This window comes from Burkholderia sp. MSMB1588 (assembly GCF_001546925.1).
In the GTDB taxonomy this organism is placed as follows: domain Bacteria; phylum Pseudomonadota; class Gammaproteobacteria; order Burkholderiales; family Burkholderiaceae; genus Burkholderia; species Burkholderia humptydooensis.
On sequence record NZ_LNJS01000001.1, the window covers coordinates 139,243 to 162,184 of the forward strand.

The 22,942-nt window shown below is 67.9% G+C and carries 26 protein-coding genes; 18 read left to right on the top strand and 8 right to left on the bottom strand.

Annotated elements, in window-relative coordinates; all coding sequences use genetic code 11:
• Positions 1-21: 21 nt before the first annotated feature.
• From WS92_RS12390 to flgA, 6 genes are all read right to left on the bottom strand, one after another.
• Positions 22-288, bottom strand: a complete 267-nt coding sequence (locus WS92_RS12390; RefSeq protein ID WP_006024228.1) for a RebB family R body protein — start codon at positions 286-288, stop codon at positions 22-24.
• A gap of 38 nt (positions 289-326) precedes the next feature.
• Complete coding sequence (locus tag WS92_RS12395) at positions 327-596, bottom strand: RebB family R body protein (protein ID WP_006024229.1); 270 nt, start codon at positions 594-596, stop codon at positions 327-329.
• A 32-nt stretch (positions 597-628) separates the two neighbouring features.
• On the bottom strand, positions 629-919 hold the full coding sequence (locus WS92_RS12400) for a RebB family R body protein (RefSeq protein ID WP_006024230.1): 291 nt from the start codon (positions 917-919) through the stop codon (positions 629-631).
• 468 nt (positions 920-1,387) lie between these two features.
• Positions 1,388-1,882 (bottom strand): flagella synthesis protein FlgN, encoded by a 495-nt coding sequence (locus WS92_RS12405; protein ID WP_009911058.1) that lies wholly within the window; start codon positions 1,880-1,882, stop codon positions 1,388-1,390.
• A 25-nt stretch (positions 1,883-1,907) separates the two neighbouring features.
• Positions 1,908-2,243 carry a flagellar biosynthesis anti-sigma factor FlgM gene (gene flgM / locus WS92_RS12410; protein ID WP_006024232.1) on the bottom strand — a complete coding sequence of 112 codons (336 nt, stop codon included), beginning with the start codon at positions 2,241-2,243 and terminating at the stop codon, positions 1,908-1,910.
• Between the two features lie 103 nt (positions 2,244-2,346).
• The gene (gene flgA, locus WS92_RS35770; protein ID WP_059930566.1) at positions 2,347-3,690 is read right to left on the bottom strand and encodes a flagellar basal body P-ring formation chaperone FlgA; all 1,344 of its coding nucleotides are present in this window, start codon (positions 3,688-3,690) and stop codon (positions 2,347-2,349) included.
• A 273-nt stretch (positions 3,691-3,963) separates the two neighbouring features.
• Between flgA and flgB the strand changes: the two genes are divergently transcribed.
• From flgB to WS92_RS12480, 13 genes are all read left to right on the top strand, one after another.
• A complete protein-coding gene (flgB, locus tag WS92_RS12420; protein ID WP_015600307.1) occupies positions 3,964-4,455 on the top strand; it encodes a flagellar basal body rod protein FlgB in 492 nt (163 codons plus the stop codon).
• A gap of 83 nt (positions 4,456-4,538) precedes the next feature.
• Entirely contained in the window at positions 4,539-4,964 is a 426-nt protein-coding gene (flgC, locus tag WS92_RS12425; RefSeq protein ID WP_009911063.1) for a flagellar basal body rod protein FlgC, read from the top strand.
• Positions 4,965-5,022: 58 nt separating this feature from the next.
• Entirely contained in the window at positions 5,023-5,829 is an 807-nt protein-coding gene (gene flgD / locus WS92_RS12430; RefSeq protein ID WP_006024236.1) for a flagellar hook assembly protein FlgD, read from the top strand.
• Between the two features lie 26 nt (positions 5,830-5,855).
• Positions 5,856-7,097, top strand: coding sequence for a flagellar hook protein FlgE (gene flgE / locus WS92_RS12435; RefSeq protein ID WP_009911064.1), 1,242 nt, complete (start codon positions 5,856-5,858; stop codon positions 7,095-7,097).
• Positions 7,098-7,122: 25 nt separating this feature from the next.
• Positions 7,123-7,884, top strand: a complete 762-nt coding sequence (flgF, locus tag WS92_RS12440) for a flagellar basal-body rod protein FlgF (protein ID WP_059930564.1) — start codon at positions 7,123-7,125, stop codon at positions 7,882-7,884.
• A 32-nt stretch (positions 7,885-7,916) separates the two neighbouring features.
• Entirely contained in the window at positions 7,917-8,705 is a 789-nt protein-coding gene (gene flgG / locus WS92_RS12445) for a flagellar basal-body rod protein FlgG (protein ID WP_015601866.1), read from the top strand.
• 20 nt (positions 8,706-8,725) lie between these two features.
• On the top strand, positions 8,726-9,436 hold the full coding sequence (gene flgH, locus WS92_RS12450) for a flagellar basal body L-ring protein FlgH (protein ID WP_059930562.1): 711 nt from the start codon (positions 8,726-8,728) through the stop codon (positions 9,434-9,436).
• A 5-nt stretch (positions 9,437-9,441) separates the two neighbouring features.
• Complete coding sequence (locus WS92_RS12455) at positions 9,442-10,635, top strand: flagellar basal body P-ring protein FlgI (protein ID WP_051139209.1); 1,194 nt, start codon at positions 9,442-9,444, stop codon at positions 10,633-10,635.
• Positions 10,636-11,571, top strand: coding sequence for a flagellar assembly peptidoglycan hydrolase FlgJ (flgJ, locus tag WS92_RS12460; RefSeq protein ID WP_059930560.1), 936 nt, complete (start codon positions 10,636-10,638; stop codon positions 11,569-11,571).
• 223 nt (positions 11,572-11,794) lie between these two features.
• Positions 11,795-12,553: a flagellar brake protein gene (locus WS92_RS12465; RefSeq protein ID WP_006024243.1), complete on the top strand. Its 759-nt coding sequence runs from the start codon at positions 11,795-11,797 to the stop codon at positions 12,551-12,553.
• A 196-nt stretch (positions 12,554-12,749) separates the two neighbouring features.
• Entirely contained in the window at positions 12,750-14,753 is a 2,004-nt protein-coding gene (gene flgK, locus WS92_RS12470; protein WP_059930558.1) for a flagellar hook-associated protein FlgK, read from the top strand.
• 15 nt (positions 14,754-14,768) lie between these two features.
• Positions 14,769-16,001 (top strand): flagellar hook-associated protein FlgL, encoded by a 1,233-nt coding sequence (flgL, locus tag WS92_RS12475; protein ID WP_059930556.1) that lies wholly within the window; start codon positions 14,769-14,771, stop codon positions 15,999-16,001.
• Between the two features lie 365 nt (positions 16,002-16,366).
• Entirely contained in the window at positions 16,367-17,674 is a 1,308-nt protein-coding gene (locus tag WS92_RS12480) for a solute carrier family 23 protein (RefSeq protein WP_059930554.1), read from the top strand.
• Positions 17,675-17,777: 103 nt separating this feature from the next.
• Here WS92_RS12480 and WS92_RS12485 read toward each other — a convergent pair whose 3' ends face one another.
• Positions 17,778-18,659: a transcriptional regulator GcvA gene (locus tag WS92_RS12485; RefSeq protein ID WP_059930552.1), complete on the bottom strand. Its 882-nt coding sequence runs from the start codon at positions 18,657-18,659 to the stop codon at positions 17,778-17,780.
• Between the two features lie 97 nt (positions 18,660-18,756).
• On the opposite strand from WS92_RS12485, the gene WS92_RS12490 reads away from it, so the two are divergent.
• Together WS92_RS12490 and WS92_RS12495 are read left to right on the top strand one after the other, a co-directional pair.
• Positions 18,757-19,353: a chromate transporter gene (locus WS92_RS12490; RefSeq protein WP_006024249.1), complete on the top strand. Its 597-nt coding sequence runs from the start codon at positions 18,757-18,759 to the stop codon at positions 19,351-19,353.
• Positions 19,350-19,880, top strand: coding sequence for a chromate transporter (locus tag WS92_RS12495; RefSeq protein WP_059930550.1), 531 nt, complete (start codon positions 19,350-19,352; stop codon positions 19,878-19,880). Before WS92_RS12490 ends, WS92_RS12495 begins: the two co-directional genes overlap by 4 nt.
• A gap of 83 nt (positions 19,881-19,963) precedes the next feature.
• Here the strand turns inward: WS92_RS12495 and WS92_RS12500 are convergent, their stop codons facing one another.
• Positions 19,964-20,302 carry a hypothetical protein gene (locus WS92_RS12500; RefSeq protein WP_006024251.1) on the bottom strand — a complete coding sequence of 113 codons (339 nt, stop codon included), beginning with the start codon at positions 20,300-20,302 and terminating at the stop codon, positions 19,964-19,966.
• 112 nt (positions 20,303-20,414) lie between these two features.
• On the opposite strand from WS92_RS12500, the gene WS92_RS12505 reads away from it, so the two are divergent.
• The 3 genes from WS92_RS12505 to WS92_RS12515 all read left to right on the top strand — a co-directional run bounded on the left by WS92_RS12505 (position 20,415) and on the right by WS92_RS12515 (position 22,896).
• Entirely contained in the window at positions 20,415-20,759 is a 345-nt protein-coding gene (locus WS92_RS12505; RefSeq protein WP_059930547.1) for a zinc ribbon domain-containing protein YjdM, read from the top strand.
• A gap of 17 nt (positions 20,760-20,776) precedes the next feature.
• Complete coding sequence (locus WS92_RS12510) at positions 20,777-21,523, top strand: YoaK family protein (RefSeq protein WP_015600076.1); 747 nt, start codon at positions 20,777-20,779, stop codon at positions 21,521-21,523.
• 239 nt (positions 21,524-21,762) lie between these two features.
• Entirely contained in the window at positions 21,763-22,896 is a 1,134-nt protein-coding gene (locus WS92_RS12515) for a porin (protein ID WP_015601566.1), read from the top strand.
• The last annotated feature ends 46 nt before the right edge of the window (positions 22,897-22,942 follow it).

A 22,942-nucleotide genomic window follows, 5' to 3' on the forward strand; every position in this document is an offset into this window, starting at 1 on the left:
CGATGATCAATGCACGGACCCTCAGCCGAGGATCTTCTTGGTCGCCATCGCCGTACTGCCGGTGTCCAGCGAGTACAGCAGCGCGACGCCCATCGTGGTCGCAGCCTGCGCCGTGACGTACATCTGCTGTTGCGCCAGGGTCGCGTTGTGTGCCGCATTGGCCAACGCCTGCGCCGTGGCCTGGTACAGGTTGCCCATCGCGATGGACGGAGAGACTCCCAGCACCTGGGTGTTCGCCTGAGTCACCGAATCGGTGATCTGGTTGTTGACGGCAGTCGGAAAGGCCATGTGCTCAACTCCTTGGGATCAACGGTTGCCGGCGATCCTCAGGTACCGAGGATCTTGGTGGTGGCGATCCCGGTCGTGGCCGTGTCGAGCGAATACAGCGTCGCGACGCCCATCGTGGTGGCGGCTTGCGCGGTCACGTAGCTCTGTTGCTGCGCATAGGTCGCGTTGTGCGCCGCGTTGGCCAGGGCTTGCGCCGTAGCCTGGTACAGGTTGCCCATCGCGATCGCCGGCGCATCGCCCAACACTTTGGTGTTGGCCTGCGTGACGGAATCGGTGATCTGGTCATTGACGCTGGTCGGAAAAGCCATGTCGGGCTCCTTGGTGGTTTAGTCCTGGCCGCTTAGCTGCCGAGGCCGCGAACGCCGGTGCTCAGGATGTCCTTGGTCGACACGCCCGTGGCGGCGGTATCGAGCGAGTACAGCGTCGCGACGCCCATCGTGGTGGCGGCTTGCGTGGTGACGTAACTTTGCTGCTGAGCGTTGGTGGCGTTGTGGGCGGTATTGGCGAGCGCTTGCGCGGTGGCTTGGTAGAGGTTGCCCATCGCGATCGCCGGCGCATCGCCCAATACCTTGGTATTGGCCTGTGTGACGGAATCGGTGATCTGGTCGTTGACGCTGGTCGGGAATGCCATGGTTGCTCCTTGTGACGGTGTGGCTGCCTTTCGGCGGGATGTTTTCGGTACGAACCCTGCGCAACTTGGCAGGGCCGTGAAAACATCTTAGAAAAGCAACCGCGGCCCCAATTGGTGCGACCGATGGAAAACACGGCGCCGAATCGGCAAATCGTCGCAACCGGCCAGACGAACCTGCCGCGCCGATCGGCGTTTTCGCCGTATCGGTGTCGGTTTCGTGGTGGCAGAAAAGGCGGCATGCGGAAAAAGCGCCGATTTGCGGCGAAATTTCCGATCCGGCCCGCAAGGGCGCGAGAAGGCGTAGTCGGCCGGACGAAACGTCTCCGGCGCTTCAGCGATGATCAAGGAGGCGGCGCACCGCGCGCGTGCGCATGCGCGCGCAGGCGATCGGCGCTGGCGAGCAGGCGGGTGCCGGGGTTGGCGGGGGAGGCGGCAGGCGCGCTCGGTGTGCGCGCTGCCGCTCCGATTTCAGCGTGCGGCCGCGGCGACGCGCCCGTCCGGCCCATAGAAGCCGTTGCGCGGCGGCGCGGCGCGCAGCACGGACAGCGTGCGTTCGTTGTAGTCCATCCGGATGCGGATCAGCATCCCGTTGATCGCGTTCGCGTGGCGCGCGCGCTCGGCCGATTGCTGCAGCAGTTGCCAGCCGTTCGCGAGGCGCGCGTCGTTTTCCGCCGCGAGATCCATCCCTTTCTTGCCGGCCGGCAGGCCGAGCGACGCGAGCAGCGTGTCGCGCCGGCGCTCGAGTTGCGCGAGCTTCTCGAGCAGCCCGGTTTTCCGCTCGACGATGCCCGGCAACGCGTCGAGCGGCGACGCCGTCGTCAGCGCCTTCTCCTCGTACGCGAGCAGGGACGCGTACGCCTCGACCGTCGCGTGCTCGTCGTTGACCGTGGCCAGCAGTTCGTCTCTCATTTCGTTTCGCTCGGCATGGCGGCGCGCGGGCCGTCCGCGCGCCGTGTTGTGCATTCCGTCGTCCGGCTGCGAAGCCGGCTCAACTGTTGCCCGTCTGCGGCGGCGGCTTCAGCAGATCGCGCGCGGTCTGCAGGATCCCGTCGGCGATCTTGCCCGTGTCGATCGACAGCGTGCCGTTCTTGATCGCGTCCCGGATCGCGTCGACCTGGGCGGTATCGATGTCGGCGCCGCCCGAAGCGGCGAGGCTGCGCAGCGTCGACGACAGGCCGGACAGGCTCACGCTCGCGTCTCCGCCCGCCGGCGCGCCCGCGGGCGCCTGGGCCGCGGGCGGCTGGTCGGCTTGCGCGCGAGCCGCGCCCGTACTGGCGTTCGACAGCGTGCGGGCGTTCGAAGTAGGGGTGGAATCGACATTCACGATGGTGTTTCCTGTACGGGTTTGACCACAATAACGGCAAGGCCGGCCCGAACTTTAGCCCCCGTTTTTCAGTAACCCCCTGAATCAACGAAAGTTTGCAATCTTAGAGGGGGATTTCCACCGTCGCGGCGTCCTTGACGATCGCCGTGACGATCTGGCCCGCCGCCATCCGCACCCGCACCTGTTGGCCGGGCGCCGCGTTGTTGAGCACGCTGCCCTCCGCCGAAATCGTGAATCCCTGCCCCGACGCGACGACCCGCACCGTCTGCCCGATCGACACCGACGCTGCGCTCTTCAGCAGATCCTGGCGCAGTGGCAGCCCCGCCGCGACCCGCGTAAGCGTGGTTGCGCCGACCGCCTGCTGCGCGTCGGTGATCACGGCGAGCGGCAGCATCGTCAGATCGCCGTCGCGCGCGACGAGATCGGCGGCCGTGAGCGTCTCGCCCGGCGCGATCTGGCGCGCGGCGACATAGTAGGTTGCCTGCACGGCGAGCTTCGCCTGAAGGTAGATCGTCCACGGACGCTCGCCCGCGCAGCGCACGCCGACCGTCGTGCGGCCCCACAGGCGCGCGCCCGACGGCAGGAACGGCTCGAGCGTCGCGCACGCGGCGAGCCCGCGCGGGAACGCGGGCGCGACGGTGACGGTGGTCTTGCCGGGCAGGCCGGCCGCCTGCTGCTGCAGGAACGCAAGCGCCGCGCGGCGGATCGATTCGCCGTCCTGCTGGCCGGCGGGAGCCGGAGCCGCCGCGGCGGTGCCGGTTGCGGCCGCCGGTTGCGCGCCGGGTGCGCTCGCCGCCGCCCGAATCGGCGCGGGGCGGACCGGCAGCGTGCGCGGAGCGGGTTGCGAGCGGAACGACACGGGGATCACGCCGCCTTGCGTGGCCGCCGCGCCTTGCATGCGCGGCGCGGGCCATGATCGCGCAGCCGTCCGCGCATTCGCGGGTTGGCCGGCCGGTGGGGCCCCGTCTTGCGCGGCGAGCGTCGCCGCCGGGGTGCCTTGGCCCGCCGCGGCCGCGGTTGCTTGCCGGTTCCAGCCGCTCGGGGCGGCGGTCAGGGCCCGGCCCTTCGATTCGGCCGGGCCGGGTTCGATCACGATCAGGCCGTGGCCCGGCTCGGCCGCCGCGTGGACATTGCCGGGTTCGCCCGATTCCGCGCCCGGCGCCGCGCCGGCTCGGCCGGCCCATGCGGCAGCCGCCTGCGCGCTCCATCCGCTCGGGCTTGCCGTGCGGTCGGCCCCGTTCAGGCCCGCCGCGCCCGCGGCATTCGCGCCGCGCACACTCGCCGCGTTCGCATTCGCGAGCGCGGTCTGTGCCGATTCGCCGCGGCCCGGGATCACGATCATCCCGCCGTCGCCCGCCTGCTGCGCGAGCGCCGCGCCCATCCAGCCCGCCAGCGCGAGCGCCGCGGCAAAGCGCACGCGCGTTGCGCGGCCTGCGTCAGTCGTCATCGCGCCCTCCTCGAAACCCGTTTGGAAACCCGCTTGGAAACCCGCTTGGAAACCGATTGATACGGGGTTGCATTCTAGGGATGGGCGAGCGCCGGCAAACCGCGAATAGAGGGGCCCTTTGCCGGTTATTCGCCCGATTGCCCGTTGCGTTGTCCGCCTACCATGCGTCCCATGGGAAAAAGCCTCTTTGGCCGTCCATCGCCGGTTGTCCGCGCCGCGGGTGCCGCGGGCGGCGAAAGAGCGGCGCATCTTATCTTCAGACGGAGCTCGCGGATGCTGGACAAACTCGATGCCGAATTCGCGTTCGGCCGCCAGGCGCTCGACGTGCGCGCGTATCGGCAGGAACTGCTGTCGTCGAACATCGCGAACGCCGATACGCCCGGCTACCGCGCGCGCGACGTCGACTTCTCGTCGACGCTCGCTCGCGCGCTCAAGCAGGACGGCGCGGCGAGCGCGGGCAACGGGGCGACACTGCCGCTCGCGCAGCCGGCGGGCGTGACGAGCGGGATGTCGATGGCGGCGACTTCGGGCGCGCACCTCGCGGGCAACGTGAAGCTGATCCCGACGGGCGGCCCGAGCGACGACTACGGCCGCGCGCAGTACCGGATTCCGCAGCAGCCGGCGCTCGACGGCAACACCGTCGATCTCGACACCGAGCGCGTGCAGTTCGCCGACAACGCGGTGCACTACCAGGCCGGGATGACGGTGATGACGCAGCAGATCAAGACGATGATCGCCGCGATCACGTCGAATTCGGGTTCGTGATGCGCCGCATCGGCGCTTTTCCCGCGTGCCGCGCGCGTCACGGGAAACGGTTGAATGAGCGCGCAACGCGATAAGGAGCATGCATGCCTTCGTTGATGAACATTTTCGACGTCGCGGGTTCCGCGATGTCGGCCCAGTCGCAGCGTCTGAACGTGACGGCGTCGAATCTCGCGAACGCCGACAGCGTGACGGGGCCCGACGGCAAGCCCTACAAGGCGAAGCAGGTGGTGTTCGCGACCGCGCCGATGGGCCGCGCGCGCACCGCGTCCGGCCAGGGCGTCGGCGGCGTGCAGGTGACCAAGGTGGTCGACGATCCGTCGCCGATGAAGACGACCTACGATCCGTCGAACCCGGCCGCCGACCAGAACGGCTACGTGACGATGCCGAACGTCGATCCGGTGCAGGAGATGGTCAACATGATTTCCGCGTCGCGCTCGTACCAGGCGAACGTCGAGACGCTCAACACCGCGAAGCAACTGATGCTGAAGACGCTGACGATCGGCAGTTGACACGCGGCTTTGCATCGACCGAAAGAAACACGCACAGCAGAGAGAAAGGCGAACCGGGATGACATCTTCCTCCACGACCATCGGCAGCAGCGGCACCTCCGTGAACTCGCTGCCGTATGACACGATGAGCTCGAACGGCCAGTCGTCGGGCACGAGCGGCGCGAGCGGCACGAACGCGAACAGCAATGTCGCGAGCTCGCTGTCGACGACGTCGGCGGCCGATCTGCAGACGACGTTCCTCAAGCTGCTCGTCACGCAGTTGCAGAACCAGGACCCGACGAGCCCCGTCGACAGCTCGCAGATGACGTCGCAGCTCGCGCAGATCAACACCGTGAGCGGCATCGCGCAACTGAACACGGCGCTCACGTCGCTGTCGTCGCAGATCACCGCGAGCCAGCAGACGCAGGCGGCGATGCTGATCGGCTCGAACGTGCTCGCGCCCGGCAACACCGTGCCCGTCAAGAGCGGCGCGGCGTCGCCGTTCGGCGTGCAGCTCACGAGCGCCGTGTCGAACCTGACGATCAACGTGAAGAACTCGGCGGGCGTCGTCGTCAACACGATCGACGCGGGCGCGCAGTCGGCGGGCACCGTGCCGTTCAACTGGACGCCGACGGACGGGGCCGGCAACGCGCTGCCCGACGGCACCTACACGATCAGCGCGAGCTACACCGACACGTCCGGCAAGCAGTACGCGCCGACCACGCTGTCGTCCGCGCAGGTGCTGAGCGTCATCAAGCAGGCGGACGGCACGCCGGGGCTCGTGCTGTCGAACGGCTCGACGGTCGGCTTCAGCCAGGTCGCGTCGATCTTCCCGAACACCACGAAGAGCGCGTCGACCGACAGCTCGTCGTCTTCCACCAACTAATCCAGCACTTCGCTACGGAGACCGAGATGGGCTATCAACAAGGTTTGAGCGGTTTGGCGGGCGCGTCGAGCAACCTCGACGTGATCGGCAACAACATCGCGAACGCGAACACGGTGGGCTTCAAGGGAAGCACCGCGCAGTTTTCCGACATGTACGCGAATTCGGTCGCATCGGCCGTCAACAATCCGATCGGCATCGGCACGATGCTCGCATCGGTGCAGCAGCAGTTCAGCCAGGGCACGATCACGTCGAGCACGTCGTCGCTGAACGTCGCGATCAACGGCAACGGCTTCTTCCAGATGTCGAACAACGGCGTTCTCACGTACTCGCGCGACGGCACGTTCCAGCGCGACAAGAACGGCTACATCGTCAACTCGCAGGGCCTGAGCCTGATGGGCTACCAGGCGGACAAGAACGGCGTGATCAACACTGCGCAGACCGTGCCGCTGCAGGCGCCGACGAACAACATGGCGCCGACCGCGACGACCAGGATCTCCGGCCAGTTCAACCTGAACTCACAGGATACGGTGCCGACCAAGACGCCGTTCGACTATGCGGATTCCACGACGTACAACTTCCAGACGGCGGTCCAGGTATACGACTCGCTCGGCGGCTCGCAGCAGGTCAACATGTATTTCGTGAAGTCGGCGGCCGGCACGTGGGAAGCATACGCGGGCGTCAAGAACCAGACGCCGACCGATCTCGGCACGGTCACGTTCGATACGTCGGGCGCGATCAAGAGCACGACGCTGGCGGGCTCGACCACGCCGACCACGACGCTCGGCCAGTTCCAGTTCTCGATCCCGAACACGGACGGCTCCGCGACGCCGCAGGCGCTCACGCTCGACCTGACGGGCACGACGCAGTACGGCGGCAAGGACGGCGTGACCAACCTCGCGCCGGACGGCTTCGCGAGCGGCACGCTCACGACCTTCACGATCGGCAACGACGGCAAGCTGACCGGCAACTACTCGAACGGCCAGACCGCGACGCTCGGCCAGATCGTGCTCGCGAACTTCAACAACCCGAACGGCCTCGTGAACATCGGCAACAACCAGTACGTCGAGACGGCCGCATCGGGCGTGCCGCAGATCTCGGCTCCCGGCAGCACGAACCACGGCACGCTGCAGGGCAGCGCGCTCGAAAACTCGAACGTCGATCTGACGAGCCAGCTCGTGAACCTGATCACCGCGCAGCGCAACTACCAGGCGAACGCGCAGACGATCAAGACGCAGCAGGCCGTCGACCAGACGCTCATCAACCTGTAAGCGGCCTTCGCGGACAACAGCCAGCATGGACCGACTGATCTATACGGCGATGACGGGCGCGACGCAGTCGCTCGAGCAGCAGTCCGTCGTCGCGAACAATCTCGCGAACGCGTCGACCACGGGCTTTCGCGCGCAGCTCGCGACGTTCCGCGCGGTGCCGATGAACTTCGACGACGGCAGCGGCAACGTCGATCCGGCGACGACGCGCACCTACACGCTGTCGTCGACGCCCGGCGCGGATTTCGCGCCGGGGCCGATCGAGCGCACGGGCAATCCGCTCGACGTCGCGGTTCAGGGGCCGGGCTGGCTGTCGGTGATGCTGCCGGACGGCACCGAGGCGTATACGCGCGCGGGCAACCTGCATGTCGACCAGAACGGGCAGCTCGTGACCGCGAACAACCTGCCCGTCGTCGGCAACGGCGGCCCGCTTGCCGTGCCGCCGAACGCGCAGCTCACGATCGGCGCGGACGGCACGGTGTCGGCGCTGATGCCGGGCGATCCGCCGACCGCCGTCGCGATGATCGATCAACTGAAGCTCGTGAACCCCGATCCCGCGACGATGAAGCGCGGCGACGACGGCCTGTTCCGCACCGCGGACGGCAATCCCGCCGACGCCGACGCGGCCGTGAAGGTCGTGCCGAATTCGCTCGAGGGCAGCAACGTCAATCCGGTGGCGGCGATGGTGTCGATGATCGACAACGCGCGCGCGTTCGAATTGCAGACGAAGCTGATCCAGTCCGCCGACCAGAACGAGCAGGCGGCGAACCAACTGCTCAACTTCAGCTAAGCGCCGCCGGGCGCCAGACAAGGAGTCAACACGTGAACCGTTCCCTCTACATCGCCGCGACCGGCATGAATGCGCAGCAGGCGCAGATGGACGTGATCTCGAACAACCTCGCGAACGTGAGCACCAACGGCTTCAAGGGCTCGCGCGCGGTGTTCGAGGATCTGCTGTACCAGACCGTGCGCCAGCCGGGCGCGAACTCGACGCAGCAGACCGAGCTGCCTTCCGGCCTGCAGCTCGGCACGGGCGTCCAGCAGGTCGCGACCGAGCGCCTGTACACGCAGGGCAGCCTGCAGCAGACCGGCAACTCGAAGGACGTCGCGATCAACGGTCAGGGCTTCTTCCAGGTGCTGATGCCGGACGGCACGAACGCGTACACGCGAGACGGCTCGTTCCAGACCAACGCGCAGGGCCAGCTCGTCACGTCGAGCGGCTATCAGGTGATTCCGGCGATCACGATGCCGCAGAACGCGACGTCGCTCACGATCGGCAGCGACGGCGTCGTGTCCGTCACGCAGCCGGGCTCGAACAACGCGGTGCAGATCGGCGCGCTGCAGATCGCGACGTTCGTCAATCCGGCCGGCCTCGACGCGAAGGGCGAGAACCTGTTCGCGGAGACGACGTCGTCGGGCGCGCCGAACGTGTCGCAGCCGGGCCTGAACGGCGCGGGCACGCTCAAGCAGGGCTACGTCGAATCGTCGAACGTGAACGTCGTGCAGGAGCTCGTCAACATGATCCAGACGCAGCGCGCGTACGAAATCAACAGCAAGGCGGTGACGACGTCCGACCAGATGCTGCAGACCGTCACGCAGATGTCGCGCTAACCGGCACCAGGTCAGAAGCCATGAAGCAGGTTCGTTTCCTCCCGCAACCGGCGCGCCGCGCGCGCGTCGCGGCCGCGCTCGCGGCCGCCGCGCTCGCGGCCGCCGCGCTCGCGGGCTGCGCGCAGATCCCGCGCGAGCCGATCACGCAGCAGCCGATGTCGGCGGCGCCGCCGATGCCGCCCGCGATGCAGGCGCCCGGCTCGATCTACAACCCGGGCTATGCGGGCCGGCCGCTCTTCGAGGATCAGCGGCCGCGCAACGTCGGCGACATCCTGACGATCGTGATCGCGGAGAACATCAACGCGACGAAGTCGTCGGGCGCGAACACGAACCGGCAGGGCAACACGAGCTTCGACGTGCCGACGGCGGGCTTTCTCGGCGGCCTCTTCAACAAGGCGAACCTGTCCGCGCAGGGCGCGAACAAGTTCGCGTCGACGGGCGGCGCGAGCGCGGCGAACACGTTCAATGGCACGATCACCGTGACGGTGACGAACGTGCTGCCGAACGGCAACCTCGTCGTGAGCGGAGAGAAGCAGATGCTGATCAACCAGGGCAACGAATTCGTGCGCTTCTCGGGCGTCGTCAATCCGAATACGATCTCCGGCCAGAATTCGGTCTACTCGACGCAGGTGGCGGACGCGAAGATCGAATATTCGGCGAAGGGCTACATCAACGAAGCCGAGACGATGGGCTGGCTGCAGCGCTTCTTCCTCAACATCGCGCCGTGGTGAAGACGATGCGTATCCTGCTCGCGCGCGCCGTGCGCACCCTCGTCCGATCTAATCGCCGCGCGGCGGCGTGCTGCGCGCTCGCGTCGTGCGCGCTCGCGCTCGCATGCGCGCCCGCCGCGGCGCGCGCGGAGCGCCTGAAGGATCTCGCGCAAATCCAGGGCGTGCGCGACAACCCGCTGATCGGCTACGGCCTCGTCGTCGGCCTCGACGGCACGGGCGACCAGACGATGCAGACGCCGTTCACGACGCAGACGCTCGCGAACATGCTCGCGAACCTCGGCATCTCGATCAACAACGGCTCGGCGAACGGCGGCGGATCGTCGGCGATGACGAACATGCAACTGAAGAACGTCGCCGCGGTGATGGTGACGGCGACGCTGCCGCCGTTCGCGCGGCCGGGCGAGGCGATCGACGTGACCGTATCGTCGCTCGGCAACGCGAAGAGCCTGCGCGGCGGCACGCTGCTGCTCACGCCGCTGAAGGGTGCGGACGGCCAGGTGTACGCGCTCGCGCAGGGCAACATGGCGGTGGGCGGCGCGGGCGCGAGCGCGAACGGCAGCCGCGTGCAGGTGAACCAGCTCGCGGCCGGCCGCATCGCCGGCGGCGCGATCGTCGAGCGCTCGGTGCCGAACGCGATCGCGCAGATGAACGGCGTGCTGCAACTGCAACTGAACGACATGGATTACGGCACCGCGCAGCGGATCGTGTCCGCGGTGAACTCGAGCTTCGGCGCGGGCACGGCGACGGCGCTCGACGGCCGCACGATCCAGCTCACCGCGCCCGCCGATTCGGCGCAGCAGGTCGCGTTCATGGCGCGGCTGCAGAACCTCGAGGTGAGCCCCGAGCGGGCGGCGGCGAAGGTGATCCTGAACGCGCGCACGGGCTCGATCGTGATGAACCAGATGGTGACGCTGCAGAACTGCGCGGTCGCGCACGGCAATCTGTCGGTCGTCGTCAACACGCAGCCCGTCGTGTCGCAGCCGGGGCCGTTCTCGAACGGGCAGACGGTCGTCGCGCAGCAGTCGCAGATCCAGCTCAAGCAGGACAACGGCTCGCTGCGGATGGTGACGGCGGGCGCGAACCTCGCCGAAGTGGTGAAGGCGCTCAACTCGCTCGGCGCGACGCCCGCGGACCTGATGTCGATCCTGCAGGCGATGAAGGCGGCGGGCGCGCTGCGCGCGGACCTGGAGATCATCTAAGTGACGACTTTCACGAAAGCGAACGATCTGTCGCAGCGCTTCGCGCTCGACGTTCAGGGGTTCGACGCGCTGCGCTCGAAGGCCACGGCGGCGTCGCCGCGCGAGGGTGTGAAGATGGTCGCGGGCCAGTTCGACGCGATGTTCACGCAGATGATGTTGAAGAGCATGCGCGACGCGACGCCGTCGGACGGCCTGCTCGATTCGAGCTCGTCGAAGATGTACACGTCGATGCTCGATCAGCAGCTCGCGCAGCAGATGTCGTCGAAGGGCATCGGCGTCGCCGACGCGCTGACGAAGCAGTTGCTGCGCAACGCGAACGTCGCGGCCGACGCGCAGGGCGAAGGCGGCCTCGCGGCAATGAACGCGCTCGCGAGGGCGTATGCGAATTCGAATGCGTCGTCCGGCAACGGCGCGCTCGCGGGCACGCGCGGCTATTCGGCGGCGAGCGCGCTCACGCCGCCGCTGAAGGGCAACGGCAATTCCGCGCAGGCGGACGCGTTCGTCGAGAAGATGGCGGGCGCCGCGCAGGCAGCGAGCGCGGCCACCGGCATTCCGGCGCGCTTCATCGTCGGCCAGGCGGCGCTCGAATCTGGCTGGGGCAAGCGCGAGATCCGCGGCGCGAACGGCGAATCGAGCTACAACGTGTTCGGCATCAAGGCGACGAAGGGCTGGGCCGGCCGCACGGTGTCGGCTGTTACGACCGAGTACGAGAACGGCAAGCCGCGCCGCGTCGTCGCGCAGTTCCGCGCGTACGACTCATACGAGCACGCGATGACCGATTACGCGAACCTCCTGAAGAACAACCCGCGCTACGCGGGCGTGCTGAACGCGGGCCACAGCGCGGAAGGCTTCGCCAACGGGATGCAGAAGGCCGGCTACGCGACCGATCCGCACTACGCGAAGAAGCTGATTTCGATCATGCAGCAGCTCGGCTGACCTCGGTCGACACAAGCCGAGCAACCGTTCGGTACATTTCGGACCGCGCCGGCTGGCCCCGCGCGGTTTTAACGTTTGCTGAAAAAATAAACTCCGGTTTCGATCTAAACTTTGCGTTGCTGTTGCCGCTAAACGTGAGAGACCAGCGATCGGGCGGATCACGCCCGGTCATAACGCGCCCCCGAAATCCGCCGGGCGCATAGAGATAAAATACCGGCAAGCCATGAATACCGAACAGTCGACGAGTCTGGCCGAGAGCGCCGCCGCGCATTCCGGCCACGATTACGGCCGCCGCAATCCGCTCGAGATCGGCGTGCAGTTGCGCAACCTCGTCAATCGCGGAGATTTCCTGACCGTCCAGTACCAGGGCGGCCAGCTCGTCACCCGCATCCTCGACGTCGACGTCGGCGCGCGGACCTTCGTATTCGACTGGGGCGCGCTTGCCGATCAGAACGCGGGCATCCTCGCCGCGCCGCGCTGCGTGTTCCATGCGTCGCCGGACGGCGTACGCGTCGAATTCTCGACCGCGCCCCCGCGCGAAACCCGCTACGAAAACCTGCCCGCGTTCGAGGCCGACTTCCCCGACGTGCTGTACTGCGTGCAGCGCCGCGAATATTTCCGGGTCGACGCGCCGATCCTCGATCCGTACGTGTGCCGCGGCAAGCTGCCCGACGGCGAGAGCTTCCTGTTCGAGGTGCACAACCTGTCGCTCGGCGGCCTCGGGCTGCGCACGGGCGACGACCGCGTGGCGTCGCTCGAGCCGGGCACGACGCTGCCCGACGTCGAGCTGAACCTGAACGGCCACGGGAAGCTGTCGCTCGATCTGCAACTCGTGTCGCACCGCGCGACCGAGACGCCGAGCGGCGCGCGCCGCTACCAGCTCGGCTTTCGCTTCCTGTCGCTGCCGGGCAATGCCGAGAACACGCTGCAGCGCATCATCACGCAGCTCGAGATGAAGCGCCGGCAACTCGCGCGCGCCTGACGAAGCCGCTCTCGCGCGTGGCCGACGCGACCGCGCGGGGCAACGGAAACGCTCGCGGCGGCGCTCGCGCGCCGGCCGCGCAACGCGGCGCGCATCTTTTGCGCGTGCGGTCCCTCAATTTTTTCGACGCGCGGCCGTTATACCGGGAGTCCACGCAACCCGGCGGCCGCGGCGCGGCCGGCTCATAGGATCGCGCATGTCCAATACCCTCATGAACCTCGGGGTCAGCGGCCTGAACGCCGCACTCTGGGGGCTCACCACGACCGGCCAGAACATCAGCAACGCGGCGACGCCCGGCTACTCCGTCGAGCGTCCCGTCTATGCGGAGGCAAGCGGCCAGTACACGAGCAGCGGCTATCTGCCGCAAGGCGTGTCGACCGTGACGGTCCAGCGGCAGTACAACCAGTATCTGTCGGACCAGCTCAACGCCGCGCAGACGCAGGGCAACGCGCTGTCGACCTACTACACGCTCGTCGCGCAATTGAACAACTACGTCGGCAGCCCGACGGCCGGCATCGCGACCGCGATCACGAACTATTTCACCGGCCTGCAGACTGTCGCGAACAACGCGGCGGACCCGTCCGCACGGCAGACCGCGATGAGCAACGCGCAGACGCTCGCGAGCCAGCTCGTCGCGGCGAGCCAGCAATACTCGCAACTGCGCCAGAGCGTGAACTCGCAGCTCACCGACAGCGTCAAGCAGATCAACAGCTACACCTCGCAGATCGCGCAGCTCAACGAGCAGATCGCGTCGGCGAGCTCGCAGGGGCAGCCGCCGAACCAACTGCTCGACCAGCGCGATCTCGCGGTGTCGAATCTGTCGCAGCTCGCGGGCGTGCAGGTCGTGCAGAGCAACGGCAGCTACAGCGTGTTCCTCGCGGGCGGCCAGCCGCTCGTCGTCGGCAACACGAGCTACCAGCTCGCCGCCGTCGCATCGAAATCCGATCCGAGCGAGCTCACGATCGTGTCGAACGGCATCGCCGGCGCGAATCCGCAGGGCAGCCCGCAATACCTGCCCGACGCGTCGCTGTCGGGCGGCACGCTGGGCGGCCTGCTCGCGTTTCGCAGCCAGACGCTGGACCCCGCGCAGGCGCAGCTCGGCGCGCTCGCGGTCAGCTTCGCGTCGCAGGTCAACGCGCAGAACGCGCTCGGCGTCGACATGTCGGGCAACCCGGGCGGCAATCTGTTCACGGTCGGCAGCCCGACCGTCTATGCGAATCAGGGCAATACCAGCGGCGCGACGCTGACGGCGTCGATCGCGGACGGCACGCAGCCGCCGTCGAGCGACTATTCGCTGTCGTACGACGGCTCGAAGTACACGCTGACGGATCGCGCGACGGGCAGTGTCGTCGGCACGGCGACATCGACGTCCACGCCGCCGACGATGACGATCGGCGGCTTGAATCTGTCGCTCACGAGCACGCCCAACGCGGGCGACGCGTTCACCGTGCTGCCGACGCGCGGCGCGCTCGAAGGCTTCGCGCTCGCCACCGCGAACGGCTCGGCGATCGCGGCCGCGTCGCCCGTGCTCGCGGCGGCCGCGCCGACGAACAGCGGCACGGGCGCGATCTCGCAGGGCTCGGTGAGCGCGGGCTATCAACTGCCGTCCGGCACGACGACGCTCACGTACAACGCGTCGTCGAAGACGCTGTCGGGCTTCCCGGTCGGCACGACGGTGACGATCGCGGGCACGCCGCCGACGTCGATCGACATCACGAGCGCGACGACGCCCGTGCCATACGACCCGTCGAAGGGCGCGTCGATGACGATCTCGAGCACGACGCAGCCGGCGCCGTCGGGCGTGATGAACGGCGTGAGCGTATCGCTGTCGGGCACGCCCGCGGATGGCGACCAGTTCACGATCGGCGCGAACAAGGGCACCAACGACGGGCGCAATGCGCTTGCGCTGTCCCAGCTCGTGAACTCGAAGACGATGAACAACGGCACGGCGACGCTGACCGGCGCGTACGCGGGCTACGTGAACGCGATCGGCAACGCGGCGAGCCAATTGAAGGCGTCGAGCGCCGCGCAGACGGCGCTCGTCGGCCAGATCACGCAGGCGCAGCAGTCGGTGTCGGGCGTGAATCAGAACGAGGAAGCGGCGAACCTGATGCAGTACCAGCAGTTGTATCAGGCGAACGCGAAGGTGATCCAGACGGCGAACTCGGTATTCCAGACCGTGCTCGGCATCTTCAACTGAACGAGGTAGGCGGCGATGCGCATTTCCAGCTCTCAGCTCTACAGCCTGAACGTCGACATGATGAACGACCAGCAGGCGCAGATCGCTCAGCTCTACCAGCAGGTGTCGAGCGGCGTCAGCCTGACGACGCCCGCCGACAATCCGATCGCGGCCGCGCAGGCGGTGCAGTTGTCGGCGACGTCCGCGACGCTCTCGCAGTACACGCAGAACCAGACCATCGTGCAGACCGCGCTGCAGACCGAGGACACGACGCTCACGAGCGTCAACGACGTGCTCAACGCCGCGTACCAGGCGATCATGCACGCGGGCGACGGCGGGCTGTCGGACAGCGACCGCGCGGCGCTCGCCGCGCAGATCCAGGGCTCGCGCGACCATCTGCTCACGCTCGCGAACACCGCGGACGGCGCGGGCAACTACCTGTTCGCGGGCTTCCAGCCGACGACGCAGCCGTTCTCGAACAAGCCGGGCGGCGGCGTCACGTATGCGGGCGACTACGGCGCGCGCACGGTGCAGATTGCCGATACGCGCACGGTCCCGCAGGGCGACAACGGCGCGAGCGTGTTCATGTCGGTGCCGTTCCTCGGCAGCCTGCCGGTGCCCGCCGCGGGCGCGAGCAACACGGGCACGGGCACGATCGGCGCGGTCAGCATCACGAACCCGTCCGATCCGACCAACACGCACCAGTTCACGATCACGTTCGGCGGCACGGCGGCGGCGCCGACCTACACGGTGACCGACAATACGGTCACGTCGCCGACGCCGCCGGTCGCGCAGCCGTACTCGCCAGGCGAGGGGATCGATCTCGGCGGCCAGACGGTCGCGGTGTCGGGCACGCCGGCCGCGGGTGACACGTTCACGGTGACGCCCGCGCCGCAGGCGGGCACCGACGTGTTCGCGACGCTCGACACGGTGATCGCCGCGCTGAAGACGCCCGTCGGCAACAACCCGACCGCGTCGACCGCGCTGACGAACACGATGGCCACCGCGTCGACGAAACTGATGAACACGATGACGAACGTGCTGACCGTGCAGGCGTCGGTGGGCGGCCGCCTGCAGGAAGTGAAGGCGATGCAGGCGGTGACGACGACGAATTCGCTGCAAACGACGAACAGCCTGTCGAACCTGACCGACACGAACCTGCCCGCCGCGATCAGCCAGTTCCTGCAACTGCAGAATTCGCTGAGCGCCGCGCAGAAGGCGTTCGTGCAGATGCAGAACCTGTCGCTGTTCCAGTATCTGAATCCGTAAGCGGCCGATTCGGTTCGCGAATCGGCCGCGCGAACAGCGGGCGGTTGGCTGCGCCGAGACCTCGTGCGGTGCGATGAAGCGGACGGCACGCGCCGCCCGCTTTGTTTTTTCGGCGAGGCCATCGCGCCGTTGCCATGTTGTTGGCGCTTGCCGCCCGTTGTCGTCGATTCCCGCCGCTCTCGCGCGCCCGCGCCCGTTTCCTTACCCGTTCCTTGCGTTTGTTGCCCGCGCGCATCCCGCGCAGCGGGGCGTTTTTGCGCGCCCGCCGCTTGTCAGCGCGATTCCCGCTTCGTACACTCGCGCGTGATTTTGCCTCGACGCGCCGTCGCGCGCGCCTCAATCCAGACAACCAGGAGAATCCCGCGATGGCCGATTCCTATTTTCCGCGGTGGCGCGCGCAGCCGCGCGACGACGCGGCCCGCTTCGTCGCCCCCGACGAGCGCCTGCCGTGGCCGCAGACGTTCGCGATGGGCGTGCAGCACGTCGTCGCGATGTTCGGCTCGACCGTGCTCGCGCCGCTGCTGATGGGCTTCGATCCGAACCTCTGCATCCTGATGTCCGGGATCGGCACGCTGCTGTTCTTCGTGCTCGTCGGCGGGCGCGTGCCGAGCTATCTCGGCTCGAGCTTCGCGTTCATCGGCCTCGTGATCGCGGTGACGGGCTACGCGGGCGGCGGCGCGAATCCGAACATCCCCGTCGCGCTCGGCGGGATCGTCGCCAGCGGCGTCGCCTATGCGCTGATCGGGCTCGTCGTGTCCGCGATCGGCACGCGCTGGATCGAGACGCTGATGCCGCCCGTCGTCACGGGCGCGATCGTCGCCGTGATCGGGCTGAACCTCGCGCCGATCGCGGTGAAGAGCGTGTCCGCGTCGACCTTCGATTCGACGCTCGCGCTCGTGACGGTGCTCTGCGTCGGCGGCGTGGCGGTGTTCGCGCGCGGGATGCTGCAGCGCCTGCTGATTCTCGTCGGCGTGCTGATCGCCTACGCGATCTACGCGGCGCTCACGAACGGCATGGGGCTCGGCAAGCCGGTCGATTTCTCGCTGGTCGCGCATGCCGCATGGTTCGGCGTGCCGACGTTCCATCGGCCCGTGTTCGATACGCACGCGATGCTGCTGATCGCGCCCGTCGCGGTGATCCTCGTCGCGGAGAACCTCGGCCACATCAAGGCGGTGAGCGCGATGACGGGCCGCAATCTCGACCGCTACGTCGGCCGCGCGTTCATCGGCGACGGCCTGGCGACGATCGTGTCGGGCAGCCTGGGCGGCACGGGCGTGACGACGTATGCGGAGAACATCGGCGTGATGGCGGTGACGCGGATCTACTCGACGCTCGTGTTCGTCGCGGCCGCGCTGATCGCGATCGCGCTCGGCTTCTCGCCGAAGTTCGGCGCGGTGATCCAGACGATTCCGGGGCCGGTGCTGGGCGGCGTGTCGATCGTCGTGTTCGGCCTGATCGCGGTGACGGGCGCACGGATCTGGGTCGTGAACCGCGTCGATTTCTCCGACAACCGGAATCTGATCGTCGCCGCCGTCACGCTCGTGCTCGGCGCGGGCGACTTCTCGCTGAAGCTGGGCGGCTTCGCGCTCGGCGGGATCGGCACCGCGACGTTCGGCGCGATCATCCTCTATGCGCTGCTGCGCAAGGAGAAGGAGCCGGGGCCGATGGTGTGAGCGCACGGGCGCGGCCGGCCGGCAACGTGATCGCGCCGTCGGGCGCATCGGCGCGCGCGGTTTGTCCGGCCTCGAGCCTGCCTGCCGAAACCCGCCCGAACGTTCAGCCCGCCTGCGCCTGCGCGTCGAGCCACGCGCAGAACCGGCCGACGAGCGCGTTGCTCGCCGTCTCGCGCGGCACGATCCACCAGTAGCTGAGCGTCGCGATGCGCGGGCCCGGCAGCGGCGTCACGAGCCGGCCGCTCGCGAGCTCGTCGGCAATGAGCGGCAGCGGCCCGAGCGCGACGCCGAGACCGTCCACGGCCGCCTGCAAAGCCAGATAGAAGTGGTCGAACGACTGCTTCTTGCGGCCCTTCATCGGCGCGCCCGCCGCGGCGAACCATTCGCGCCACGCGTCCGGGCGCGTATCCGAATGCAGCAGCACGTGGCGCGCGAGATCGTCCGCGCTCGCGATCGGCGTGCGCTTCAGGAGCGCCGGGCTGCACACGGGAATCACGCTTTCGTCGAGAAAGCGGCCGCTCGTGCAGTTCGGCCAGCGGCCCGGGCCGCGCCGGATCGCGACGTCGAAGCCGTCGAGCGAGCCGAGCGGCGCATTCGACGTCGACAGCTTCAGCTCGACGTTCGGCGCCTCGCGCTGAAACCGCGACAGCCGCGGCAGCAGCCATTTCATCGCGAACGTCGGCAGCGCGTTGATCCGCAGCACGCGCGCCGTGCCCGTCTCGCGCAACTGGTCGGTCGCGCGTGCGATGCTGTCGAACGCCGCCTCGATGGTTGCGAGATAGCGGCGGCCTTCGTCGGTGAGCTTCACCCGCTTGCCGTGCCGGCGGAACACCGGCTGGCCGAGCCACGCCTCGAACGCGGCGATCTGCCGGCTGATGGCACCGTGGGTCACATGCAGCTCCTCGCCCGCGGCGCTGAAGCTTTCATGTCTTGCTGCTGCCTCGAAGGCCCTGAGGGCCGGAAACGGTGGGAGATCGCGTGCCATGCTTGTGATTCTAGATCACAAGGGCGCGCCGATAAAATCGTTTGGAGTCCACGGCGAACGGGCGTAATCTCGGTTCGTGAAAATCACGAGGACTCCCATGCAATCTCGTTCCGGACCTGGCGGCGATGCGCTCGACGTGAGCGTTGCCGATCTGTTCGCAGGCTTTCTCGGCCTCGGGCTGATCTCGTTCGGCGGCGCGCTGCCGTTCGCGCGCCGCGCGCTCGTCGAGGAGCGCCGCTGGCTGAGCGCCGACGAGTTCACCGATCTGCTCGGCCTTTGCCAGTTTCTGCCGGGCGGCAACGTGATCAACCTGTCAGTCGCGGTCGGCATGCGGTTTCGCGGCGTGCCGGGCGCGATCGCGGGCCTGCTCGGCCTCGTCGCCGGGCCGACGCTCGTCGTCATCGCGCTCGGCGTGCTGTATGCGAGGACGCAGCAGAATCCGGCCGTCCACCATCTGTTCGGCGGCCTCGCGGCGGCCGCGGCGGGCCTGCTGGTCGCGATGGCGGTGAAGGTCGCGAAGCCGCTGCGCCACATGCGCGCGGGCGCGTGCGTCGCGGCGCTCGCGTTCGTCGCGATCGCGCTGCTGCGCGCGCCGCTGCTGCCGACGATGCTCGTGCTGACGCCCATGAGCATCTGGCTCGCATCGCGCGCGCCGCGCGGCGCGAATGCGGGCGCGCAGGGAGTGCGGCGATGAGCGGCACGCTTGCCGCACTCGCGGCGATCTTCGGCCAGCTTTCGCTGCTCGCGTTCGGCGGCGGCAACACGATCCTGCCGGAGATGCAGCGGCAGGTCGTCGACGTGCATCACTGGATGAGCGCGCAGGCGTTCACCGCGCTCTTCGCGCTCGCGCAGGCGGCGCCCGGGCCGAACATGATGATCGTGCCGCTCGTCGGCTGGCACGTTGCGAGCTGGCCGGGCCTTCTCGTATCGTCGGTCGCGAAGTTCGGGCCGTCGTCGATCGTGACGATGCTCGCGCTGCACGCGTGGGAGCGCTTCAGGGACAAGCCGTGGCGGCGCTACGTGCAGCAGGGGATGATGCCCGTCACCGCGGGCCTCGTCGTCGCGAGCGCGATGCTGATCTCCGAGGCGTCGAACCGCTCGGCGCTGCAATGGGGGATCACCGCGGCGGTCGCGGCGCTCGCGTACCGGACGCGCGTGCATCCGCTGTGGCTGCTCGCGGGCGGCGCGCTCGCCGGGCTCGCCGGCGGATTTTTCGCGTAGACGCGCCCTGGGGCGGTGCGCGATGCGCAGCCATCCGCGAATCCCGGCTCCGCGCGCGGGAGCCGGGCGCTTCACGGGAGGCGTCAGCCCGGCGTGCGCGCGCCGCTTTTCACGAGGCCGAGGAGCTTGCCGCGCTCGGCGTTCAGATCGACGTTCGTCGACGACCAGTCGAGCACATAGCCGTGGTTGAGCGAATCGCGGACGATCGACGCGTAATCGGACTTCGCGAGCTTGCCGTCGCGCATCGCGCGATTCACTTCGTCCTGAAGGTCCGGCGTGAAGCCCGGATAGGCGGCGACGAGCGCCGCGTACTGGCGCGCATCGATTTCGTCCGATTCGCGATTGAACGCCCACACGACGACGAGCACGATCGCGATGAACGGCACGAGGGTATAGCGCAGGAAGAACTTGACGGCTTTCATGGCAGGGCGGATGCAGTGAATCGGGAGACGGATCGCCGGGCGCGGTCGGCGCGTGCGTGCGGGCGAGTATACTTTCATGCATTCGTTCAATTGCAAACAAGGCTGCAACACCATGTCGACACTTCCCGCCTGCCCTCAATGCGCAATGGAAAACACGTATCCGGACGGCGAACAGTATATTTGCGCGGACTGCGGGCACGAATGGCCGATCGCCGGCGACGCGAGCGCCGCCGATGACGACGCGGCCGCCGTCGTGAAGGACGCGAACGGCAACGTGCTCGCCGACGGCGACTCGGTCGTGCTGATCAAGGACCTGAAGGTGAAGGGTTCGTCGATTACGCTGAAGATGGGCACGAAGGTGAAGAGCATCCGTCTCGTCGGCGGCGATCACGAAGTCGACTGCAAGATGGACGCCGGCAACTTCATGCTGAAGGCGTGCTATCTGAAGAAGGTCTGAGCGGCGCGCGACGGACGATGAATCCCGACGCCGCCAGCCGCAACCTGACGGTCGCATCGCTGCTCACGCTGTCGGGCGGCTATCTCGACGCATACACATACGTCGGCCACGGCCACGTGTTCGCGAACACGATGACGGGCAACGTCGCGCTGCTCGGGATCAATGCGGCGGCGGGCGAGTGGGCGCAGGCGCTGCATCACGTGCCGCCGCTCGCGGGCTTCGTGATCGCGGTGTTCGTCGCGCACACGCTCGGCCTCGCCGCGCAGAAGGGCTGGATCCGGCACGCCGCGTTCATCAGCCTGATCGTCGAGATCGGCTTTCTCGCGTTCGCGTCGGCCGGCTGGCCCGCGATGTCGAGCGCGTGGCTGATTCCGGGCATTTCGTTCGTCGCGACGTTGCAGACGCTGTCGTTCACGCATCTCGAGAATCTGTCGTACACGTCGGTGATGACGACGGGCAATCTGAGGCGTTCCGCGCAGTTGCTGTTCGCCGGGCTGATTCCGCGTTACGACGCGCTCGCGCTGCACGATTCCGGTCTGCTCGCCGTGATCAGCCTGTGCTTTCTCATGGGCGCGGTGGCGGGCGGCTTCGTCACGCGGATCGTCGGCGACGGCGCGCTGTGGGGCGCGGTGCTGCTGCTCGTTGCGGCGTTCGCCGAGATCGTGCGGCGCGCGCGCCGCGATGCGGGCGGCGGCGTCCCGAAGAACGAATCCGTCGCGCGCGACGCGCCGCGTGGCGCATCCGCCGAACGCGCCGAGCGATAGAGGAGGCATCGCGCGCTCGCCGCCGCGCCGAACGCCACGGCCGGGAGCGGGTGATGAAACTCGCCGATCCATTCGGCAAGCGCCCACCGTTGCATCACCACGACAACGCCGCGATTCTCGCGGCGTTTATTTTTTTACAGACCTTACATCGTCATATGATTCGTGGGCTCGCCGCGCGCGGCGAGCCGGCCGCGGCCGTGGCCGGAGAAGAGACGGAGACAATTCACAAAGGAAAGCTCATGAAGCAAACCACCAAGATCGCGGGACTGGTAGGAGGAGCAATGCTGGCGATCGCAGGCCAGCAGGCGATGGCGCAAAGCTCGGTGACGCTCTGGGGCGTCGCGGACGTGAGCCTGCGTTACCTGAGCAACTCGAATGCGCAGAACGACGGCCGCTTTTTCATGACGAACGGTGCGATCACCAATAGCCGCATCGGCCTGCACGGCAGCGAAGACCTGGGCGGCGGCCTGAAGGCGGTCTTCAATCTCGAGAGCGGCGTCAATCTGCAGGACGGCTCGTTCTCGGACAGCAAGCGCATCTTCAATCGCGCCGCATACGTCGGCCTGACGAGCCAGTACGGCACCGTGACGCTCGGCCGCCAGAAGACGGTGCTGTTCGATCTGCTGAGCGACACGTACGATCCGCTGACGGTCGGCAACTATCTGGAAAACGCGTGGCTGCCCGTCGCGCTCGGCGCGGGCCTGTACGCGGACAACTCGGTCAAGTATCGCGGCACGTTCGGCGGCCTGACGATCGGCGCGATGTACTCGTTCGGCACCGACTCGACGTCGACGGGCGCGGGCGGCTTTTCCGGCCAGCTTCCGGGCCACATGGGCGCGGGCAACATGTACGGCTTCTCGCTGTCGTACGTCGCCGGGCCGGTCAGCGTCGCGGCGGGCGTGCAGCAGAACAGCGACAACTCGAACCGCAAGCAGACGATCTATCACGCGAACGTCGTCTACGCGTTCAGCAAGGCGAAGATCTACGCGGGCTACCTGCATTCGAAGGACGACACCGGCTTCGTCGACACAGTGCTCGCGCAGCAGCCCGGCCTCTTCGCGAACGGCGCGCCGAAGCGCACCGGCCGGATCGACGACGGTCCGTTCGCCGGCGTGAGCTGGCAGGCGACGCCCGCGCTCACGCTGACGGGCGCGTTCTACTACGACCGGATGCGCAACGCGACGATCGCGAACGGCCAGCTCGACAGCGGCAATCGCTATACGGTCGTCGGCCTCGTCGAATATGCGCTGTCGAAGCGCACCGAGATCTACGGCACCGTCGATTTCAACAAGGTGAACGGCGCGGCGACGGTCGAGATGCCGGGCCGCAGCAACCAGACGGGCGTCGCGATCGGTCTGCGCAACATCTTCTGAGCGTTTCGGCGTCGCTCGGCGTCCGTGGAAGGCCCGCGCAAAAGCG

What these genes read in the sequence shown, in the direction of transcription:
- WS92_RS12390 (WP_006024228.1), bottom strand. Translation starts at nt 288, where the DNA reads ATGGCCTTTCCGACTGCCGTCAACAACCAGATCACCGATTCGGTGACT.
- WS92_RS12395 (WP_006024229.1), bottom strand. Translation starts at nt 596, where the DNA reads ATGGCTTTTCCGACCAGCGTCAATGACCAGATCACCGATTCCGTCACG.
- WS92_RS12400 (WP_006024230.1), bottom strand. Translation starts at nt 919, where the DNA reads ATGGCATTCCCGACCAGCGTCAACGACCAGATCACCGATTCCGTCACA.
- WS92_RS12405 (WP_009911058.1), bottom strand. Translation starts at nt 1,882, where the DNA reads ATGCACAACACGGCGCGCGGACGGCCCGCGCGCCGCCATGCCGAGCGA.
- flgA (WP_059930566.1), bottom strand. Translation starts at nt 3,690, where the DNA reads ATGACGACTGACGCAGGCCGCGCAACGCGCGTGCGCTTTGCCGCGGCG.
- flgB (WP_015600307.1), top strand. Translation starts at nt 3,964, where the DNA reads ATGCTGGACAAACTCGATGCCGAATTCGCGTTCGGCCGCCAGGCGCTC.
- flgC (WP_009911063.1), top strand. Translation starts at nt 4,539, where the DNA reads ATGCCTTCGTTGATGAACATTTTCGACGTCGCGGGTTCCGCGATGTCG.
- flgD (WP_006024236.1), top strand. Translation starts at nt 5,023, where the DNA reads ATGACATCTTCCTCCACGACCATCGGCAGCAGCGGCACCTCCGTGAAC.
- flgE (WP_009911064.1), top strand. Translation starts at nt 5,856, where the DNA reads ATGGGCTATCAACAAGGTTTGAGCGGTTTGGCGGGCGCGTCGAGCAAC.
- flgF (WP_059930564.1), top strand. Translation starts at nt 7,123, where the DNA reads ATGGACCGACTGATCTATACGGCGATGACGGGCGCGACGCAGTCGCTC.
- flgH (WP_059930562.1), top strand. Translation starts at nt 8,726, where the DNA reads ATGAAGCAGGTTCGTTTCCTCCCGCAACCGGCGCGCCGCGCGCGCGTC.
- WS92_RS12455 (WP_051139209.1), top strand. Translation starts at nt 9,442, where the DNA reads ATGCGTATCCTGCTCGCGCGCGCCGTGCGCACCCTCGTCCGATCTAAT.
- WS92_RS12465 (WP_006024243.1), top strand. Translation starts at nt 11,795, where the DNA reads ATGAATACCGAACAGTCGACGAGTCTGGCCGAGAGCGCCGCCGCGCAT.
- flgK (WP_059930558.1), top strand. Translation starts at nt 12,750, where the DNA reads ATGTCCAATACCCTCATGAACCTCGGGGTCAGCGGCCTGAACGCCGCA.
- flgL (WP_059930556.1), top strand. Translation starts at nt 14,769, where the DNA reads ATGCGCATTTCCAGCTCTCAGCTCTACAGCCTGAACGTCGACATGATG.
- WS92_RS12480 (WP_059930554.1), top strand. Translation starts at nt 16,367, where the DNA reads ATGGCCGATTCCTATTTTCCGCGGTGGCGCGCGCAGCCGCGCGACGAC.
- WS92_RS12485 (WP_059930552.1), bottom strand. Translation starts at nt 18,659, where the DNA reads ATGGCACGCGATCTCCCACCGTTTCCGGCCCTCAGGGCCTTCGAGGCA.
- WS92_RS12490 (WP_006024249.1), top strand. Translation starts at nt 18,757, where the DNA reads ATGCAATCTCGTTCCGGACCTGGCGGCGATGCGCTCGACGTGAGCGTT.
- WS92_RS12495 (WP_059930550.1), top strand. Translation starts at nt 19,350, where the DNA reads ATGAGCGGCACGCTTGCCGCACTCGCGGCGATCTTCGGCCAGCTTTCG.
- WS92_RS12500 (WP_006024251.1), bottom strand. Translation starts at nt 20,302, where the DNA reads ATGAAAGCCGTCAAGTTCTTCCTGCGCTATACCCTCGTGCCGTTCATC.
- WS92_RS12505 (WP_059930547.1), top strand. Translation starts at nt 20,415, where the DNA reads ATGTCGACACTTCCCGCCTGCCCTCAATGCGCAATGGAAAACACGTAT.
- WS92_RS12510 (WP_015600076.1), top strand. Translation starts at nt 20,777, where the DNA reads ATGAATCCCGACGCCGCCAGCCGCAACCTGACGGTCGCATCGCTGCTC.
- WS92_RS12515 (WP_015601566.1), top strand. Translation starts at nt 21,763, where the DNA reads ATGAAGCAAACCACCAAGATCGCGGGACTGGTAGGAGGAGCAATGCTG.